The organism is Parabacteroides caeci (assembly GCF_023656795.1).
In the GTDB taxonomy this organism is placed as follows: Bacteria; Bacteroidota; Bacteroidia; order Bacteroidales; family Tannerellaceae; genus Parabacteroides; species Parabacteroides segnis.
In genome coordinates, this window is the sequence record NZ_JAMOKT010000020.1 from 22,923 (window position 1) to 41,716 (window position 18,794).

Here is an 18,794-nt window from a genome sequence, read left to right on the forward strand (position 1 = left end):
TTTAATCATTCTACGATGATAGCTTCTTCGACATTATCAGGCAAGAGATTATATCCTGCATCCTCTGTCGTTTCAACTACGTAGTCTGCGGGAAGGTCTATATTCATAGCTTCCTCTTGCTTACGTTCATATTCATCCCGTAAAGCTTCTAAAGTTTCTTCGTCAGGTATTGTTATAATCTTCGGATTTAATGGAAGTGTTACCTTTCCACTTATGTCCGACATAAAACCAATATAACTACACCTGTAGAAGAATGCGTTAATTGATAGGTTTGAGTAAGTCTCCTTATAAAGGAATGCAGCTATAGCAGCATTGACATCATAAATGATGAAATATGATTTAGCCAATTCATTCAGCGAAGTAACTTTCTCAAAGTCCAGCTTAAATAAGGTGTCCTCCATTCTATTTACGGTAACTTTTACAAACTCAACCTTAGTTAAGTTTTCAATATTATCGTATATAGCATTAAACGCCTTTGTATAGGTAACTTTACAAAATAAGAGTCCCTTTACTAAACGTTTAACAATCTCTTCATTAGAGATTTTAGACACCTGATTTACTGAAATCAGAAAAGAATTAGTTCTATCGAACATTCTCCTTGCTTGTTCTCTATTTGTCATAATCTTTTATTTTAATAGTTAATTATTAATTAGATTATGATATGTGCCTATCAACAGACCACGATTCCACCTCTTAACAATTCTCATAACTCGTATAAGTGCTGTTATATGGACTTGTAACGTTTAAAGATGCTCTTATGCACAATCAAGCGTTTGCTGCTAATGGTCTTGCAGTAATTAATGTACACTAAACCAAAGAACACATTATTTGTACTGCAAAGGTAGTAAAGATTGGCTTATAATGAAATAAAAGCAGCATAAGAGTTTCCTCAAATGCTGCTTATGCTACAATAAGAATTTATTGCTTGGTATAAAGTTCTACATGTCCGTCCTCGTACATCAATTTCATCTTATTGTCAGATATGTTATAATAGTACGTTTCGGGTGAATTATCTCCAAAATCAATAATAAACTTATCCTCCTTATCATCCATTGTATAAGTAAATGGGTCTAAATTGGAAGTGTTGTCATGTATATTCACTGACTCCCAACGACCAGTGTTATCACTGTAAAAAGTGATAATCTCTTTATATCCTTCATCTGTGATATAAACCCAACTACCAACAAGGGGAGAAACATTTTGGGTTTCAGAGATTGTGCCGTTCTCAATATTTAGGTAAAATGTATAATCTTTCTTCGTTCCGTCATAATATAAGAGGTCTAATTTGTACTTCCATATATTGGTGGAATTGTCAAGTAATGTACATTCTTTCTTGGTGTCAGAGAAAATTTCAAATGGAGGTTTATGCTTCGTGTACCAAACGTTCTTATATGTTTTATAATTAATTCTTGACGCAGTGATTTGTGTTAGAAAATCATTGACATTAACATCAAAATTAACATCAACATTGACGCTAACAGATTCTTCATAAGAAATAGGTGTCCCTCCTACTGCGCCATTGTTTACTTGGCTAACATAAAGTGTATCTCCCATGTCGTTATAGCAACAATTCCCAACGAACACAGATTCCTTGTACCAATCAGTAATATATGCACGATAGTCGTTTTTTATTTCTTTGAGCGTTCCTGCTGCTGTTTTGAACAAGATATTATCTTCATTGTATGACTCACCATTATAACTGACACTCGCAACGAAGATGTTGTTCTTGGCGCAAGCTCCATAGGTGGTAATGCTTGATATTTCAATATCCTTATATTCTCCATATCCAACATGAACTGTACGTTTTTTGTCAAAAGTTCTATTATCAGTCCATTCCCAAAGTTTTTCTTTAGTCGTCCTATCATAAGAACTAATCCATAGATGATTATTCTTCAAGCCTGAGAAATGATTAATATTCCCCCAATGGAAAGAGCCATAGCATTCATAATCTCTGAAATTCAGTCCATAAGTAGAAAAAGAATCTCCATCAATGAACATTACTTCTGTTTGATGTTCTTCCAATTCATCATCGCCACAAGAACTAAATCCTGCGCATACGGCAACTAATAATGAAGCTGCCAATAATCTAAATATTTTCATTATCGAGTTTAATCTACGCTCACCTGTTCCCTACGGCAAGCCATAAATAAAAGAGGTGTGGGAACTATATCTGTCTTATCCTACATTCAGGTCTTCGCATTACCTTTGGCACGGATAAAACAATAGCCCCACACCAAAAGGTATATAGTTCACCTAACCGATGAATATATATCAAATGTGTGGGTGCTATTGCTATCATCTTCGTGCCAATATCAAAGTTGCGAAGTTTGAATGTAGAAGATAATTTCAATAACACCTTTCGTTAAATATGTCCTTCCAACTCCCTAACACATTAGTTCATTGGAATTGATGCAAAGATAATGAAAGGTTTTAAATCATTAGGTATGAAGTGTGGATTAATAGTAAATTCTATGCCCTCAAACATGGTCTGAATGGGATATTTAATAAGAGTTGCATCTGAACTTTGTAAATCCATGTGGGTATCAAATTCACTTCTTCCCATATAAAGACTAAATTCTGAATATTCTTACCCACCTTGAATTATCATCTTTAAGTCAGTATATTGTTGGATATTCAAGAAGTGCTACCTGTAACATGATTAATAAGAGTTGAGATAGTTCTAAAGTCTGTAAACTTATATAATTGATTTACTTCTATAAGGCTGAAATGCCAAACTACCAAGATTGGACTTTAGATGTATCTAAGCTCAATATTCTATGGATTTGGGACAGAACTATTCAGACCACTATAAAGATGAATCTTAATAATCCTGTCCCAATCAATTAGAAGCTCAAACAGTCATAAGTCTGTAGAATCTCTTCCTGCCTTAGTCCCAAGTATCTTTTTGTAATGGCAACAGAACTATGGTTGAACAATTCCATCAGCTTTACTAAGGCAAGTTCAGCATTATCACTATTCATATTATAGACCTGCCTACCAAATGTCTTTCTAAGCGAATGGCAACTAAAGTTCTTAATCTTTAACTTGTATTTCTTCTTCACCTCTTTAAGAATGATATTGATTCTCTGAACTGTGAAGATAGTGCCTTTCTGACTTATAAGAATTGGTGCATTGATTCCAACAGGATTTATATGCTCGTAGCACTCTTTAATATGATGTTGTAATTGGGGGTTCAGTCTGATAGTCCTTACTTTGTCTGTCTTCTTCTCAATTACTGTAAACTCGTCAGCATCTAATATCTGCTTCCATCTTAGAGATAGAATATCAGATATTCTTAATCCTGTGAAGCATCCTAAAGCTATAAGAAGTGAGATTTTATAATTCTCGTCTTTGGCTAACTTCCTTATGAGGTTCATTGCATCAGACCAAACAAGATAGTCTGCGGTTGTGCTTGAATATTTAAGTGACATAATGTTCTGTTTTATAATGAAATGAATAGAAGTGAATATTAATTTTTAGTTATGTTTGCTAACTCATTGATTATTAAAGGAATATTCACTAATTATCAAAGTGAATATGATAAGGACACCCAATTTAGAATTAGAGTGTCCTTTACCTTATTATAATTCTCCCTCGTCAGCAAAACTGTAATATCCTGTATCTGTTAATATGAGGTGGTCTAAAACTGTAATTCTCATAAGTCTTGCAGCATCCTTAACCTGTTTAGTAATCTCCATATCCTGCCTGCTTGGTTTCGTGTTACCACTTGGGTGGTTATGAGCAAGAATAAGAGCTACTGAATTGGTAAGCAATGCAGCTTGTAAAATTACTCTTACATCAGCACAAGTTTCAGTAATTCCTCCCTCTGAAATGAGAGTGTAACCTAAAATTTGGCTGGTTTGGTTTAGAAACAAGACTTTGAAATATTCTTTGTAACAGATTGTACCCTCCTTATAGGTAGGAAGTAAGTATCTATAAGCATCCTCAGAACTGACTACCTTATGCAGTTTCTTGAATTTGGGTTTGTAGGACAGTTCCACTTCACCTACAGTATAATCTATATCCATAATGTACAATGTTTAATAAGTTGGTAGAAATAAAGAAAGGACACCAACTTAATGATGTCCCTTCCTCTCTCAATCAACAATCCACTCAGCCCAAGAACCAAGCGTATTCACTATCTCCTAATTTGGCACGTTGAATGCCTTGTACAAACTCTGTACAGTTAAGATTCCTCTCCAAGAAGTTATCAATGTAACTTGACTTTACAGAACCATTGAGCAGGTTTAAGAGCTGCCAGCCTGTAATGCTGTCCCCCGTACTCTTGAAATTCACATCAGAAACGAATGCTCTGCAAGCTGCATTAATCTGACTGTCTCCCAACAATAGACGAGGTAAGCGTTTCTGTTGGTTGGGTGTAAGAGCTTGATATAATCTCATCCTGCCTATTATCTGGCAGAACTCACTCGTTGAGATTGACATCTGCCCAAGTGTCCTTAACAGATGCAGGTCTTTGGATGGATTGTAAGCATGGAACAGATTCAATGCTGCTGCATATAGTTCCTGTACGCTTAGGACTTCTATCTTATCCTGCAAACCGTCAGTGGTGAGCATGAGATTACTGCAAACTCTATTCCTAAATCCTATGAAGATTTTAAATCTCTCAACAGATTTCTTACTGTATAGGTTAATCTCGTTATATGCTCTCACTCCACCAATGGATAACGCTAAACGATTACCGTATTCATCATGTACAATGGATGGAATTTCAAAGCAGAAACACATTCTCTGATAGAATAAAGTTTTCTCTTCGTCTGTCAATTCAGATGCTTTCTTACCCAATGCACTTGGTATTCTACCATTGATAGGGTGTGAGATTCTAATCTCTGGCATATCAAACTGTTCTCCATGAAAGTAATCCTTAGCTGCATCCACTACTGCACCTATAAAGGATTGGTGGCTAATGGTTTCTTCCATTGATGCAAAACTTGGAATGATGCAGTCTTGTTGTAGGTGCTGTAAGGTTACTTCCTGTGTATTTGCTTCAATGAAATGATTTACTCTTTTGGGTGCTGTTACTTCTTCCACAATGATTGCTTCTTCTGCAAACTCACCCATGTTTAATGATTCTCTACGCTGTGCCATAGCTGGCATAATTACTAAATCTCTCATAATGAAATTGAATTAAATGGTTATTGATTGAATTAACTCTGAAATTGGTAAAGTCCATATCGTTTTGGATTGCTCCGTTACGATTTGGACTTTACTACAATTCACTGAATTACTTTTAAGTGATATTTACAATTAGACAGTATTACCATTATGTCTGTATTGTGTATCGCTTTAAGAAGTCCATGAATGATGTGAGGTGAATAGTAAAATTTATAATGATTGAGGGGGTGGGCAGGTCTATGCTTAAACTCATTTTTCTTTCACTTGGTGAGAGGGGGAGTTTAAAGGGGTGTAGTAGCGTTCACAGTTCAGCTATCGGGTTCAGTTCAGCTATCGGGTTCAACCTTCGCTTCGCTCGGTCTCACAAATTTATATCTGAGAATGCTTTCAACTTCAAATTTTTATGAATTGGGACAAAACTATTCAGACCATAATAAAGATTGATTTTAATAATTCTGTCCCAATATCGGACTATTCAAGTGAATATCTCTTTTCAAGTGGAATGTACCCTTTAAGGCGGGTTTTGGGTATGGTCATTCTGTCAGAAAGTCTAAAATATTTATCCAAGTAGGTAGCCTTAGCTTGTAAAGGTTTACCGTTATCATCCACAAGCTCATATTTATCATATATGGTCTGTAAGTTGGTTACTATCTCATTCTCTGAATATGGTCTGCCTATTATAAAAGTGCTATGGATTTCATCTATTGGTACGAAGCAAATCTCCTTCTTATGTGCGGATTTAAGTTGCCGTTTCATGGTAGCTAAATCATAGTCGATTTCTATAATCTTATCCATGCCGAACTTCTCATAGTACTTGCACAGTTCGGGAGCTTCATGTCTTAAAGACCTCAATTCTTCCTGTTGTTCTTCGGTAAGAAATTTCAAAACCAGTCCTTCGGGTTTTAAATCCTGCAACCGTTCCAATATCTGTAACTTTCTCTCTCTTGACAATGGTTTAGCTTTTACAGCTTTAGGTTTCTCTTTGTAATGCTCATAATGGTACGACACATTAAAATGTCCTGTCTCATTGTAAGCATTGTTTAATGACTGTAAGTCTTGGTAGAACGATTCGACTTTGGACTTCTGAATGTCACATTCTACCAAGAACGGGTTTACCTTTCCTTTGTAATCATTATTTCTAAACAAGACCTTATAAATTGGGATGCGCTCCTGTATCTCGGTCAGAAGCTGCCTTTCCCTGCCTGTAAGAGTTTCCTTTAAGTCTGCAAGCATATTATAGACCTTACTCTGTGCTTCCATATCTTCAATGATTTCTTCACGAGATTTAGGCTTTAAATCCTCCTTCCAATTCGTTATATGTGTAATGTTACCAATTCCTGAACGAAACCTGCCTGTTATTTGGACGGAATGGGTGAAAGGGTCAATCATGGTCTGAGCCTTGCTCAAACAGTCTGTAACCATTATTATATCAGGCTTGTCAGGAGTATCTAAATCTACTGCTGAATAGAACCTGCTCGTAAAGAAGCTGTACTGTTCCAATATCTCACCCGACACGAAGCTGTCAGAAGCCTTGTAGCCGTCCTCATGGAGTTTGTTAATGGCGTTCTCCTGATTGGAGCAATAGATTTTACTGTGGTTCCTGATGTCTGCTTTATCTATCAAGGTCTTTGCATAGTCAGGTGAGTTTAGGAATATAGCTTTCTTGTTATCGTTCAAGGATATTTGCTTTAAGAACTCCAACTGTACGTTATTCGTGCCTATTAACGATAGATTCTTCTTGTAGTCGTAAGTGGGTACAATCTTGATATGACTGAACGAATGTTTGGTAAAACCTTTTAATTTGGGTGATAATGGAGTAGCTGAAATCAATGCCTTGTTGTCAAAGCTAAAGAAGTCGAAGAATGGCTGAACTATGGCAGGTCTAAAATTTGAGTCCTGTACTACTTTCTCGCACTCATCTATAAGCAGGAAGAAGTCTTTAAAGAGGTTTACACCTGCATATTCAGCCGCCTGTTTGACTTTGGAATAGCTTTCAGGAGTTACTATAATCTTCTTGTAACGTATGGACTTGTCGAGCAGATATTTCTTAACATCGTAATCCGTAACTCCTTCACGCACTCCCAACAAGTTTGAGTATTTGACTTGCTTGCTGTCAATTACGGGAACATTGGGTTCAATGATTATGGAGTTACGTTTGGCATATCTTTCATCCAATTCACAAGTTGTAGCTCCTTTGGCTGTTAAAGTCTTATCAATAATGGCATTACTCGGCAGACCGTCAGGGTAGAGGTCTGACATATATTGATTGTCCCGAATTTCAACGAGTTTTAACTCCAAGTTGGTATTCTCTATCATAATCTGAATTTAAAGTTTAATCGTTTGAATTATGGGACAAAAGTAATAATAATTATCTTTATTATGGTCTGAATGATTCTGTCCCATTTTAGTAAAATTTGGTCTAAAGGCAGGCATATCGTTCTAATTCCTTTAACGGCTGCTGCAATCATTCCCTGTATCGGACTTCAAACCCGTTCCTGCTACAAATCTCTTTCATTTCCTCCAATGTGTAGTAAGCATCCACTTCATCACTGTCTGTCAGTAATGTGTTATTGGGAGTATAGAAGTTCCGTATGTCAGGGTGGTACTGTGCCAATGTGTCTTTGATGAAGTAGGCGCACTTTTGTTGAGCCTTTCGTGGTTCGTAGAATATATTGAATATTCCTTCAATGGTATCAACCTTCAGGAAACAATAAACCTTGTCTATGTATAAGGGGTAAATGCCTTTCACGTACTCACGAAGGACTTTCATCTGCTTTTCAAGGTCTGCTTCCACCTCTTTAAAATATTGCTCCGTAAAGTCCGTACTGTTGAACCGCTTGATGTTGAAATCTGACAGTCTTATTCTGTCTGTCAGTCTATCCATTTGAGCCTTTATGGATGAAAGCTCTTTCTCAATCTTGGACTTCCGTTCCTTGTAACGGTTCTTGTCTATGTCATTATCCAAATATAAGTCCTCCAACCTTGTAAGTTTGTTCTCCTGCTCCTTATAAGATATTTTAAGTGCATCCTGTTCCTCAATGGCTTTACTCTTGTTATCGTTCTCTCCTGCAATAGCTTCAAGACGTTGCTCCACATTCATCTTACCGACATAGAACAACTGTTCCTTTACGAAGTTCCATATTATAGGGTTTACAATCCTTTCATTCAGATAGACTTGGCTCTTACAGCCTGTCAGACTATTCTTGTCACTTGTGCATTTGAAGTGTACGGTATCTCTCTTATTGGAGTGCAGCCTTGTGTAGAATGCTCCACATATGGAACACTTGATAAGTTTCTGTAATAGGTACTTGGTAGCTCTCGGATAAGGGGTGGTGGTTCTGTTGTTAGCTAACTTCTTCTGCACCTTGTTATAGGTTTCCTCGTCTATAATGGCAGGAATGTCAAAGTAGAATGTATCAGTAACCTTGTCTATCTCGTCATAGATATTGGCTTCCGCTCTGCCTGTGTAAGCTTTGTTGTTTAGTATGAACTTGGTGTTGCCAATGCTCTTTAGCTTCTTTATATCAGGGTACTTACCATAGATATATCTCGTTGTGGTAATCAACGCCTGTCCTTCTTCAAGGTACTTGTCGAACATCTCTTTCACGATTGGAGCATATTCATTCTTGACTAAATAGCCGTTCTTCTGTCTTGTATATCCGAATGGTGGGATGCCTGCAAACCATTGACCTAATCCTGCTGAATCTCGTTTACCTGACGCCATTCTGAAACGAATGGATGCAAGTTCTTCCTCCGCCTGTTCAAATGCTTTGCGTAGCTCCTTCTCAAATTCTAAATTGACCTCGCCTGTCTCTATGTCAATAGTCCATTTCCTTTTATCTCTAAAGTAGATTGGAATGCTGTAATCCCGATTAAACTTATCGACCAAAGTTACTCCATATAGAAAGTTTCTTGTCAGTCGGGAGACCTCCGAGATAAGAACGACATCAATTTCATCATTCTCACAGGCATCAATCAATTCATCAACAGACTTGCGGTTGCCCTTACGAATATCATCCTTACCAGTTACGTGTTCACCGAAGACTTTGGCGACTTTCAATTTAAACCTGCTGGCGACTTTCTCAAGTTCCAACTTCTGACGGTTATAATCCTGTATATTGGTGCTACATCTTAGCAATAATGCTGCTCGTTTCATCTTCTTAGTGCTTGAATTTCAGCACAAATATAGCACTTTAAATTTTATCATAAAAGTTATTAGCTTAATTGATCAAGCCGAAACGGGTAAGATACAATTCGGCATCCCGTTTTTTGCTGAAATCGATACTGTCCGTGTAATACTTATTCAAATCCGGAGGTAACAGATTGAAACAGAAAGTGGACTTTCCGCATCCCTGTCCGCCCACCAACAAAGGAGAGAGACTGTTGCCGTGCTGTTTGTCACGCCCCTGCCAGTGCGCCACCATAGACAGAAACCAGGTGTAAAACAACTGTTCCCACCGCACATTGTCGCACGGAATGCGTGCAGCCAGCGGACGTATACGGTCCTTGCCGTCCCACGCGGGTAAACGGGCCAGATAATCTTCGATGGGCGTATAATCTGGGACACGGTCCGAAAAGACAAAACGCCGTACATCCCTGTCCCACAACTGCAAACCTTCCTTTTGAGCATTCAGAGCAATACTGTTCAGTACGCGGTCCGTCACCGGACGATAGTCGAAACAGAATGTATTTTTCTCCCGATATTCCGGTCCGCCGGACATCAGATTGTAACGAAAATCATAACGGCGATTCATAAACTCTTCCATTTTCAACGCTTGTAACTGCTCAGGTTTATGAAGCGGTGTACTGCCAAAATCCGAACCGGGGGCTAACTGGTAAGCATGGCCCAACGTCTCCCGTATCTCCACCTCCGAAATCAGATTCCCCCAATAGAGCAACGTCCACTTCACACAATCTTCCTCCTCCACCCCGGCTGCAAAACAGAGTTTACCGAGCGTGACCAACATAGGTTTGAAATCCACCTTCAGATCCAAATCACCATACTCCTCCAGGGCCCGTTGTAAAGCAAATTCATATTGAATGGCAACATAACGATATTGCTCATAAAGCGTCTTCCCGGCACTCTCGACCGGCATCCGTTTTTCAAATCGTTCCTGATAGGCACTTTCTTCAGGCATGGCGACAGGCTGCTCCAGATGAATGGCAAGCGCATCAGGATTGTAAAACACATCGGCATCAAAACTAAGGCGACACCCCTGTTCCAGTGCCGGGCGGTTCAGTTCGATGGGATAAGAAAGGCGCGGTTCATACGTTTTGAGAGCATGCCGGTAAGCGTGCGCATGAAAAATTTCGGCATCGGTCCGCAAACGCGGAAGCGACCCGTCGGGATAGGTATAAGCCACCACAAACTTCACACTCCGTCCACTGGAACCGATCATAGCGAACAAGGTCTGCGGATATTCAACGATTTTCCGCTTCAAGTCCAAAGCTTCGTCCATGCTCTTCAACCGATTGATTTCCAGCAATACCCAGCCATTATACTCCTTCAATTCGCCTTTCCGGAAAGTCCCGGCAAAGAGTAACTGAGGTAATTTCCGGGTAAACGAATAACGCTTGTCGGGATAGGCCCGCCTCAGCCTTTCACGAAAGAGCATAAGTTTCTCCCTCGTCTGTTCGTCCTTTACCCATGCTACAATTTCCTCCATGCCCATCGCCCGTTGCGCAACACGATCCCGATAGACTGTCTGCTTGGTTATCTTCATTTTATATGTTGTTTGAGAGAATTACTAACTGACATTGATTTGTTTTTCTGATGAAAAAACTTTAGTTTATTGCTGTAAAAACTTTAGTTTCTTCAGCAGGAAACAAAATTTTTGTCAGCAGAAAACCATTGTTTCCACCAGAAGAAACTTTTTGTACCTCCCTATCCCTTTGTCCATCGGTAGCCTGTCTTCCAGGAATCAAAGGTTGGTTCTTCCTCCACCCCGTTATTAAGAAAAACTTGTTGGATATAATGCTGGTCTTCGGGCGAAAAGATTCTTTCTTTGCGCTTAAACTGATAAAACTTATTCTTACCGTACGTCATCAGCAAGCGTTGCTTGATGCACTTCGCCTCCTTATAAGGAATCCGGTCTAACAGGTGATCCATGCCGACGGCATATTGCACGGGAGTATCCGCCATAAAGGCCTTACAATCTCCATCGGAATTGGTACATGCCGGATTCACAACAGAGATCGACCAATGTGTATCGGGAATAAAACGGACAATCTGGTGCCGCAAACAGTGGTCCGCGCTTTTGCAGTTTCCGTTAAAACAATGTGCAAAACCTGTCGGGACCATAGCGTAATCGAGCTTTTCTATCATATTTGCTTTTGTTTTGAATGTCTTCCAAATATAAGACATATCCTTCCCAAAAGCAAATAAAATATGTAGAAAAACAGGTATAAAGTGGTAGATATTGAAGAATAGTTGTAGATTATTTTCCATCTACAATCACTGCATAATATACTTATTTATAAAGCTTATAAAATATAGTTGTAGATACTGTAGATATTATAACAAACTAAGATACATAAAAGCAATAAAGATAAATCAAGAAAACATTTCACCATCCTATTTTAACATCTCGAGAGGAATAATCATCTACTTTTACCTTTTATAGCAGATTGTTTTATATCTTTGTTACAAAAGACACCCCAGCTTGGAAGTCTTATTTCAAAATCAGATTAGAACTGAATGAACAAATTGTACTGAAAATCCAATTGCTCTATAAATAAAACTATGCTTGCATACACATATATTGAACAAGGTAAATTTGAATTACGAGACAAACCGGAACCCAAAATTACGGATACACGGGATGCAATCGTACGTGTGACTCTTGGCAGCATCTGCACCAGCGACCTGCATATCAAGCATGGTAGTGTACCGCGTGCAGTACCCGGAACAACAGTCGGACATGAGATGGTAGGTGTCGTGGAAGAAGTGGGAACAGATGTCACATCAGTCAGACCCGGCGACAGAGTGACTGTGAATGTCGAGACTTTCTGCGGGGAGTGTTTCTTTTGTCACCACGGATATGTCAATAACTGTACCGACCCCAACGGTGGTTGGGCCTTAGGTTGCCGTATCGACGGCGGGCAGGCGGAATATATCAGAGTACCCTATGCCGATCAAGGACTGAACCGTATCCCCGACACAGTCAGTGATGAACAGGCTCTATTCGTCGGTGATGTACTTGCCACAGGTTTCTGGGCAACTCGTATCTCAGAGATTACGGAGAAAGACACTGTCCTCATCATTGGTGCCGGTCCTACCGGTATTTGCACTTTGCTCTGCTCGATGCTGAAGAATCCGAAGCGTATCATTGTCTGTGAAAAGTCTCCTGAAAGGATTCAGTTTGTCCGTGAACATTATCCCGATGTATTGATAACGACACCTGATAACTGCAAAGAATTTGTACTCAAAAACAGTGATCACGGCGGAGCTGATGTTGTTTTGGAAGTGGCAGGGACTGAAGATAGCTTCCGGATGGCGTGGGAGTGCGCTCGTCCCAATGCGATAGTCACTATTGTGGCTCTTTACGACAAACCTCTGCTTTTCCCTTTACCTGATATGTATGGAAAGAATTTGATTTTCAAAACAGGTGGAGTAGACGGCTGTGACTGTGCAGAGATTCTAAGACTGATTGAGGAAGGTAAGATAGATACCACTCCTCTTATCACTCACCGCTTTCCGTTGAACGAGATAGAGGAGGCATATCGTGTTTTCGAAAACAAACTGGACGGTGTCATCAAAGTCGCTATTTATTAAAGACTTGTTTAATGCCTGTTAAAACGACCTGTTATATGAATAAAACGATTGTGTGTCTAACCGAAAGTTATAAATAAGAATATGCCTGTTATCGAAATATCCTCTTTATCTCATCCCGGTGTTGAAATGTTCTGTACCCTCACCGAAGCTCAATTACGCAACCGTATCGAGCCTGATAAGGGTATTTTCATCGTAGAAAGTCCAAAGGTTATCACAAGAGCTTTGGACGCAGGCTTTGAACCTTTAGCCATTTTGTGTGAGCATAAACATATCACAGGGGATGCTTCCGAGATCATTGAACGTTGTGGTAATCTGCCTGTCTATACGGGTAGCAGAGAACTACTTGCTACATTGACCGGCTATGTTCTGACACGAGGTGTTCTTTGTGCCATGCGTCGCCCTGCGGTACGCAGTATGGAAGAGGTATGCCGGGAAGCCCGACGCATCGTCGTTATCGACGGAGTTGTTGATACAACCAATATCGGTGCTATTTTCCGTTCGGCAGCTGCCTTTGGAATCGATGCCGTATTACTGACGCGTAACTCTTGTGACCCGTTGAACCGCCGTGCAGTCAGAGTATCGATGGGAACAGTCTTTCTTGTACCATGGACCTGGATGGATGGTTCTCTCAGTGACTTGGGCAAGTTGGGATTTCGTACTGTAGCCATGGCACTCACGGACAACTCTATTTCCATTGATGATCCGGTCCTGGCAACCGAACCCCAGCTGGCTATCGTAATGGGTACCGAGGGAGACGGACTTCCACCGGAAACAATTGCTGAAGCTGACTACGTAGTTCGTATCCCTATGTCGCACGGTGTCGATTCACTCAACGTAGCCGCTGCGGCTGCCGTAGCTTTCTGGCAGCTTCGTGTTCCACGAATATAGTCACACAAACTTAAATAATTCATCCAAATACGACATAATATAAAAAACTAAACATCATGGCAGATAACTATCTGGAAAGAAAATATCAGGAATATCAGTCTCAAAAATCCTCCGCAACAAAAAGCGGCTACGGCAAGAAAAAAACAACTCCAACCCACAAGATGCGCAGAGTTTTCGTGACAGGAGGCGCTGATGGTATCGGAAAAACAATTGTCAAGGCGTTCCGTATGGCCGGGCACCGTGTAGCTTTTTGTGGCCGGAATGAAGAATCAGGAAAAGAAACAGCCGAAAAAACCGGTACCACTTTTTATCACGTAGATATCAATAATAAAGAAGCTCTTGAAAACTGTATGCGCCATATCCTAGAAGATTGGGGCGACCTGGATATCATCATCAACAATGCCGGCATCAGTAAATTCGCCTCTCTCACAGAAACCAGCGTGGAAGATTTCGACCAGACTTTATCAGCAAACCTGAGACCGGCATTTATTACCTCCCGTCTGCTCGCTATTCACCGTCAATCACAAACGACACCCAACCCGTACGGCCGGATTATCAATATATCGTCCACTCATTACCCAACAAACAAACTTAGCAGTGAAGCATACGCCGCATCTAAAAGTGGCATATGCTCATTAACACAGACACTTGCCATGTCTTTATCACCTTGTCATACAACGGTTAACTCCATTATTCCAGGTTGGATACAAGCAGACGATTACGACCAGATCGACTCGGAAGCCCATCCCATACCCTTTTCCGGACGAATTGGAAAACCGGAAGATATAACCCGTATCTGCCTGTTCCTTTGTCAGGATGAAAATGATTTCATTAACGGCGAAAACATAACAATTGATGGCGGAACCACCAGGATATTCCACGACCATCATTGAAAAACAACAACTTTAAACGATTATTCTTTTAAAAGATTGTACCTTTGCCCCAACATAAAATTATATCATTATGAGACTGACACGCAAACAAACAATCTGCGATATTCCTATCCTGAAAATCAGGGATTATTTAGACCACATCAGACCCGCTCTGATATCTCCGGAGATGATAAGCGAGCAATTCGACCTCAACAAAGAGAAAACGAAAGAGCTTATCGATGTCTTATTATCCGAAGGATATATCGAATCAGCCAAGAAGAAAGGGAAGTATCAACTGACCATTAAAGGTCAAGCCCTTTGTGTAGCCCGGTATACCAATCCACTCAACAAGGAAAAGGCCGATAAACTATTTCAGGAATTCATGGAACGGGTCGAAGAGATCAACAGTAATGAGTTTTACCTGTATAGAGTCTCCAAAATCGTTTTATTCGGCAGTTATATTGATCCTGAAAAAACAGATTATTCAGACATCGACATTGCGTTTGAACTCTCCCGCAAGGCCAAAAGCCATGAGGAATTCATGGAAATGGACGAGCAAAGAATTAAGGAAGCAGAACTCGCCGGAAAATCTTTCCCTTCCTTCTTCGATCAAATCGGATACACGGAACGCGTCGTACTGCTCAAGATGAAGAACAAATGCCGGTATATCAGCCTGCATCGTATGTATGACGGAATATTGAATATTACGAAAACCAAACAAGTTTATCCCTAAAGAGTAGTCATAATCTGATATTCCTTTATATATTTGTTTTCTACAAACAAACAATATACATATATAAAGTTCGAAGATCATGAAAACAAAAACATTCATAGCACTTGCACTGATCATCAGTTCCATATCCTTTTGTAGTTGCGGAAGTTACATGACCGGCAAAAGTGCTATCATGAAGGTTGAAAAAGGGATGGCTAAAAAAGAAGTCGTCAGTCTGCTCGGTGAACCAGACTTTCGCCGGTTCGATGAACAAGTTGAAGAATGGGAATACAAGAAAACAAATCCGCTGACAGCGGAAACAACCATCATCATAGTCAACTTTATCAACGAAAGGGTGAGCAATATGAACTCATTCGACGGTGATAATTATCCGGTAAACCCTCCGGTAGCCATTTATCCTCCCGGTGATATCGATTATGGAAAACCTCCCTATCCATCCCGCCCGGATGACCACAGAAGACCATCCAGGGCTATAAACGAAAAAGACTTTCAGCAATTATACAACAAGGTCAAACAAAAACCGTTTAAAGACGACCAGCTGGAACTTCTTGAAATGGGGGTTACCAATAAAAATTTCACCTGCAAACAGTGTATACGCCTCATGTCCATCTACACTTTCGATGATGATAAACTGGAAGTATTGGAAATAGTGGCCCCGCATATCGTCGATTCCGAGAATTACGAAGACATTATCAAGTCGCTGAGCTTTCTTTCCAGTGAAGAAAAAGCGAATAAAATATTGCGCCGATCCCAGAAATGAACAAGTTCCATCAGTTACCTTTTCCGGCTACGCATTTTCATTTGCCGGAAAAGTTTACTTATCCATTCCATTACACACCTCATCCTTTATGCGTAGCGGCAGCAGCCGAGGTACAAAAATATCTGCAAAACAAGGATGAATGGAAAAGTGATCTGGAGCAGGGGAAGATGTTCGGTGTCCTGATCGTACAAATCCAGACAGGAGAGACCGGCTATCTGGCCGCTTTTTCCGGTATTCTGGCGGGAAAAAATCTGCATGATTATTTCGTCCCTCCCATTTACGACCTTCAACAACCGAACGGTTTCTTCCGGATCGAAGAAGATCAGATATCTGCTATCAACGCTCGCATCAAAAAGGCCCAGACGGATAAAAACTATCTGGCAACCAAGATACTACTGGCAGAAACAATCGACCAGGCAGAAAAAGCAATCAATACAGCCAAAGAAGAGCTGAAAGAGGCCCAACAAAGACGAGAAGAAAGGCGCAAGCATACCTCCGATGAAAACGAACTGGCAAACATGGTACGTGAAAGCCAGTTTCAAAAGGCTGAATTAAAACGGTTAAAAAAACAATGGGATGAACGTATTTCCGCCATACGATCAGAAGCAGAGACATTAGACCTGGCAATAGAGCAGCTGAAAACAGAACGCAAAACCCGCTCAGCCGCTTTACAGCAGCAACTTTTCGAGCAGTTTCGGATACTAAACGGGAAAGGAGAGACGAAAGACTTATGTGAAATTTTCAAAGAGACTACACAACAGGTCCCTCCTGCCGGAGCCGGAGAATGTGCAGCACCCAAATTGCTACAATATGCCTACCTCCATTGCCTGAAACCTATTGCTATGGCAGAGTTCTGGTGGGGCAATTCGCCTAAAAGAGAAATACGCCATCATGGATATTTCTATCCGGCTTGCAAAGGGAAATGCGAACCGATTTTAAAGCACATGCTGCAAGGATTGAATGTAGAAGAAAACCCGCTACTAAACGACTTGCATCGTGACACGAAACTTGAAATCCTGTTCGAAGATAACTGGCTGGTAGCAATTAACAAACCTGCCGGAATGTTATCTGTTCCGGGCAAAGCGGATATAGACTCTGTCTACCATCGACTAAAAACACGTTATCCCGAAGCAACAGGCCCCATGATAGTACATCGCCTGGATATGGCAACCTCCGGCATATTACTGGTTGCCAAAACAAAAGAAGTACATCAGAACTTACAGGCACAGTTCAAAAGCCGAATGGTAAAAAAGCGTTATGCCGCGTTGCTTGACGGAACAGTCATACCCAAAGAAGGCATTATCGACCTTCCCCTCTGCCTCGACCCTATGGATCGTCCCCGGCAGATTGTGAGTACGGAACATGGCAAACCAGCCATTACCCAATTCAAGGTTCTTGCCCACAACGGGAATCGGACACGCATTGCTTTCTATCCGCTTACAGGACGGACGCACCAGTTGCGTGTACATGCTTCCCACCCACTAGGCCTCAATGCTCCTATTATCGGTGACGAATTATATGGCAAAGGAGCCGACCGCCTTTACCTGCATGCGGAGTTCCTTGAATTCCGGCATCCGGTATCAGGCCAAATCATCCGGATAGAAAAAAAAGCCGGATTTTAAATTCTAAAACAGGACAATCATGAAAGAAAAGCAACAACAAACAATGTATGAAGCTGCTTCCATTAGAGATTACGACGAACTAATCCAGCTATGGGAAGCATCTGTACGCAGCACTCATCATTTCCTGACGGAAGATGATATCCAATATTACAAACCTCTGATAAGAAACGAGTATTTCCGTGCAGTAGAACTCTACATTATAAGAGACAGAAAAACAGAGCAAATCGCCGCCTTTATGGGATTAAGCGACGAACTGATCGAAATGCTTTTTGTTCATCCTGCACAGCAAGGAAAAGGCCTGGGAAAAACATTGCTTGAATATGCCATACGGGAAAAGAAGATGCAGAAGGTAGATGTAAACGAGCAAAATACCCAAGCCCTGCATTTTTACCAGAACAGAGGATTCGAGGTCATAGCGCGGGATACTATCGACGGACAGGGAAAAGCTTATCCAATCCTGCATATGCAGTTAAAACCGGTCCGCCTGAGAAAAGCTGAAGCAGGCGATCTTCCGGAACTTCACTCCGTCTTCGAGCTGAGTGTAAGAAATAGTTGTAAAAAAGATTACACGCCCGAACAAATCGAAGCCTGGATACAACGTGCCTCTCCCGAACGTTGGCAGGAATTATTCACAAGCGGCCTGCAATTTATCGTCGCAGAAGAAACAAAATCTTTCCGGATAACAGGATTCACTTCTTTTAATAGCCAAGGATATTTACACAGTATGTTCATACTACCCCAATTCTGTGGTAAAGGTATTGCCACCATGTTATTGGATTTTGCAGAAGATTTTGCACGCAACAATCATATACCCAACCTCTTTTCAGAAGTGAGTATTACCGCCCGTCCTTTTTTCGAAAAACGAGGGTTCATTGTAGAACAGGAACAGCTTGTCAAAGTAAATAATGTTGAAATGAGCAATTTCCAGATGCGGAAGTCCTTATATATATAATGTACGTATAAAAGATATCAAAAAAAGAGGTAAATCATTTCTGATTTACCTCTTTTTGTA

General features: G+C 40.5%; 16 protein-coding genes. 7 read left to right on the forward strand and 9 right to left on the reverse strand.

Annotated features, from left to right (window positions below):
• Positions 1-5 precede the first annotated feature (5 nt).
• From NBH15_RS11800 to NBH15_RS11840, 9 genes are all read right to left on the reverse strand, one after another.
• Positions 6-620 carry a hypothetical protein gene (locus tag NBH15_RS11800; protein ID WP_128135606.1) on the reverse strand — a complete coding sequence of 205 codons (615 nt, stop codon included), beginning with the start codon at positions 618-620 and terminating at the stop codon, positions 6-8.
• A gap of 298 nt (positions 621-918) precedes the next feature.
• Positions 919-2,100: a hypothetical protein gene (locus tag NBH15_RS11805; RefSeq protein WP_128135605.1), complete on the reverse strand. Its 1,182-nt coding sequence runs from the start codon at positions 2,098-2,100 to the stop codon at positions 919-921.
• A 743-nt stretch (positions 2,101-2,843) separates the two neighbouring features.
• The gene (locus NBH15_RS11810) at positions 2,844-3,431 is read right to left on the reverse strand and encodes a tyrosine-type recombinase/integrase (protein WP_128135604.1); all 588 of its coding nucleotides are present in this window, start codon (positions 3,429-3,431) and stop codon (positions 2,844-2,846) included.
• A 150-nt stretch (positions 3,432-3,581) separates the two neighbouring features.
• Positions 3,582-4,028, reverse strand: coding sequence for a JAB domain-containing protein (locus NBH15_RS11815; RefSeq protein ID WP_128135603.1), 447 nt, complete (start codon positions 4,026-4,028; stop codon positions 3,582-3,584).
• A gap of 85 nt (positions 4,029-4,113) precedes the next feature.
• Positions 4,114-5,133: a DUF3871 family protein gene (locus NBH15_RS11820; protein WP_035447267.1), complete on the reverse strand. Its 1,020-nt coding sequence runs from the start codon at positions 5,131-5,133 to the stop codon at positions 4,114-4,116.
• A 471-nt stretch (positions 5,134-5,604) separates the two neighbouring features.
• Positions 5,605-7,449, reverse strand: coding sequence for a hypothetical protein (locus NBH15_RS11825; protein WP_250822733.1), 1,845 nt, complete (start codon positions 7,447-7,449; stop codon positions 5,605-5,607).
• A gap of 148 nt (positions 7,450-7,597) precedes the next feature.
• Positions 7,598-9,289, reverse strand: a complete 1,692-nt coding sequence (locus NBH15_RS11830; protein WP_244050251.1) for a recombinase family protein — start codon at positions 9,287-9,289, stop codon at positions 7,598-7,600.
• Positions 9,290-9,353: 64 nt separating this feature from the next.
• Complete coding sequence (locus tag NBH15_RS11835; protein WP_250822734.1) at positions 9,354-10,856, reverse strand: BT4734/BF3469 family protein; 1,503 nt, start codon at positions 10,854-10,856, stop codon at positions 9,354-9,356.
• 161 nt (positions 10,857-11,017) lie between these two features.
• Positions 11,018-11,458: a DUF6078 family protein gene (locus tag NBH15_RS11840; protein WP_128135741.1), complete on the reverse strand. Its 441-nt coding sequence runs from the start codon at positions 11,456-11,458 to the stop codon at positions 11,018-11,020.
• A gap of 417 nt (positions 11,459-11,875) precedes the next feature.
• Here NBH15_RS11840 and NBH15_RS11845 point away from each other — a divergent pair, with 417 nt between their 5' ends.
• The 7 genes from NBH15_RS11845 (at position 11,876) to NBH15_RS11875 (ending at position 18,734) form a co-directional block, all read left to right on the forward strand.
• Positions 11,876-12,907: an alcohol dehydrogenase gene (locus NBH15_RS11845; RefSeq protein WP_250822735.1), complete on the forward strand. Its 1,032-nt coding sequence runs from the start codon at positions 11,876-11,878 to the stop codon at positions 12,905-12,907.
• Between the two features lie 81 nt (positions 12,908-12,988).
• Positions 12,989-13,795, forward strand: a complete 807-nt coding sequence (locus NBH15_RS11850; protein WP_250822736.1) for a TrmH family RNA methyltransferase — start codon at positions 12,989-12,991, stop codon at positions 13,793-13,795.
• Positions 13,796-13,851: 56 nt separating this feature from the next.
• Positions 13,852-14,688, forward strand: coding sequence for an SDR family NAD(P)-dependent oxidoreductase (locus NBH15_RS11855; RefSeq protein ID WP_250822737.1), 837 nt, complete (start codon positions 13,852-13,854; stop codon positions 14,686-14,688).
• 70 nt (positions 14,689-14,758) lie between these two features.
• On the forward strand, positions 14,759-15,400 hold the full coding sequence (locus tag NBH15_RS11860; RefSeq protein ID WP_250822738.1) for a nucleotidyltransferase domain-containing protein: 642 nt from the start codon (positions 14,759-14,761) through the stop codon (positions 15,398-15,400).
• 79 nt (positions 15,401-15,479) lie between these two features.
• Positions 15,480-16,160, forward strand: a complete 681-nt coding sequence (locus tag NBH15_RS11865; protein ID WP_128134590.1) for a DUF4476 domain-containing protein — start codon at positions 15,480-15,482, stop codon at positions 16,158-16,160.
• A complete protein-coding gene (locus NBH15_RS11870) occupies positions 16,157-17,782 on the forward strand; it encodes an RluA family pseudouridine synthase (RefSeq protein ID WP_250822739.1) in 1,626 nt (541 codons plus the stop codon). The genes NBH15_RS11865 and NBH15_RS11870 overlap by 4 nt, the downstream gene beginning before the upstream one ends.
• 19 nt (positions 17,783-17,801) lie before the next feature.
• Positions 17,802-18,734, forward strand: a complete 933-nt coding sequence (locus tag NBH15_RS11875; protein WP_250822740.1) for a GNAT family N-acetyltransferase — start codon at positions 17,802-17,804, stop codon at positions 18,732-18,734.
• The last annotated feature ends 60 nt before the right edge of the window (positions 18,735-18,794 follow it).

Coding starts and splice junctions, on each gene's coding strand:
- NBH15_RS11855 (WP_250822737.1), top strand. CDS start 13,852: ATGGCAGATAACTATCTGGAAAGAAAATATCAGGAATATCAGTCTCAA.
- NBH15_RS11810 (WP_128135604.1), bottom strand. CDS start 3,431: ATGTCACTTAAATATTCAAGCACAACCGCAGACTATCTTGTTTGGTCT.
- NBH15_RS11830 (WP_244050251.1), bottom strand. CDS start 9,289: ATGAAACGAGCAGCATTATTGCTAAGATGTAGCACCAATATACAGGAT.
- NBH15_RS11800 (WP_128135606.1), bottom strand. CDS start 620: ATGACAAATAGAGAACAAGCAAGGAGAATGTTCGATAGAACTAATTCT.
- NBH15_RS11860 (WP_250822738.1), top strand. CDS start 14,759: ATGAGACTGACACGCAAACAAACAATCTGCGATATTCCTATCCTGAAA.
- NBH15_RS11840 (WP_128135741.1), bottom strand. CDS start 11,458: ATGATAGAAAAGCTCGATTACGCTATGGTCCCGACAGGTTTTGCACAT.
- NBH15_RS11870 (WP_250822739.1), top strand. CDS start 16,157: ATGAACAAGTTCCATCAGTTACCTTTTCCGGCTACGCATTTTCATTTG.
- NBH15_RS11835 (WP_250822734.1), bottom strand. CDS start 10,856: ATGAAGATAACCAAGCAGACAGTCTATCGGGATCGTGTTGCGCAACGG.
- NBH15_RS11820 (WP_035447267.1), bottom strand. CDS start 5,133: ATGAGAGATTTAGTAATTATGCCAGCTATGGCACAGCGTAGAGAATCA.
- NBH15_RS11865 (WP_128134590.1), top strand. CDS start 15,480: ATGAAAACAAAAACATTCATAGCACTTGCACTGATCATCAGTTCCATA.
- NBH15_RS11815 (WP_128135603.1), bottom strand. CDS start 4,028: ATGGATATAGATTATACTGTAGGTGAAGTGGAACTGTCCTACAAACCC.
- NBH15_RS11845 (WP_250822735.1), top strand. CDS start 11,876: ATGCTTGCATACACATATATTGAACAAGGTAAATTTGAATTACGAGAC.
- NBH15_RS11825 (WP_250822733.1), bottom strand. CDS start 7,449: ATGATAGAGAATACCAACTTGGAGTTAAAACTCGTTGAAATTCGGGAC.
- NBH15_RS11805 (WP_128135605.1), bottom strand. CDS start 2,100: ATGAAAATATTTAGATTATTGGCAGCTTCATTATTAGTTGCCGTATGC.
- NBH15_RS11875 (WP_250822740.1), top strand. CDS start 17,802: ATGAAAGAAAAGCAACAACAAACAATGTATGAAGCTGCTTCCATTAGA.
- NBH15_RS11850 (WP_250822736.1), top strand. CDS start 12,989: ATGCCTGTTATCGAAATATCCTCTTTATCTCATCCCGGTGTTGAAATG.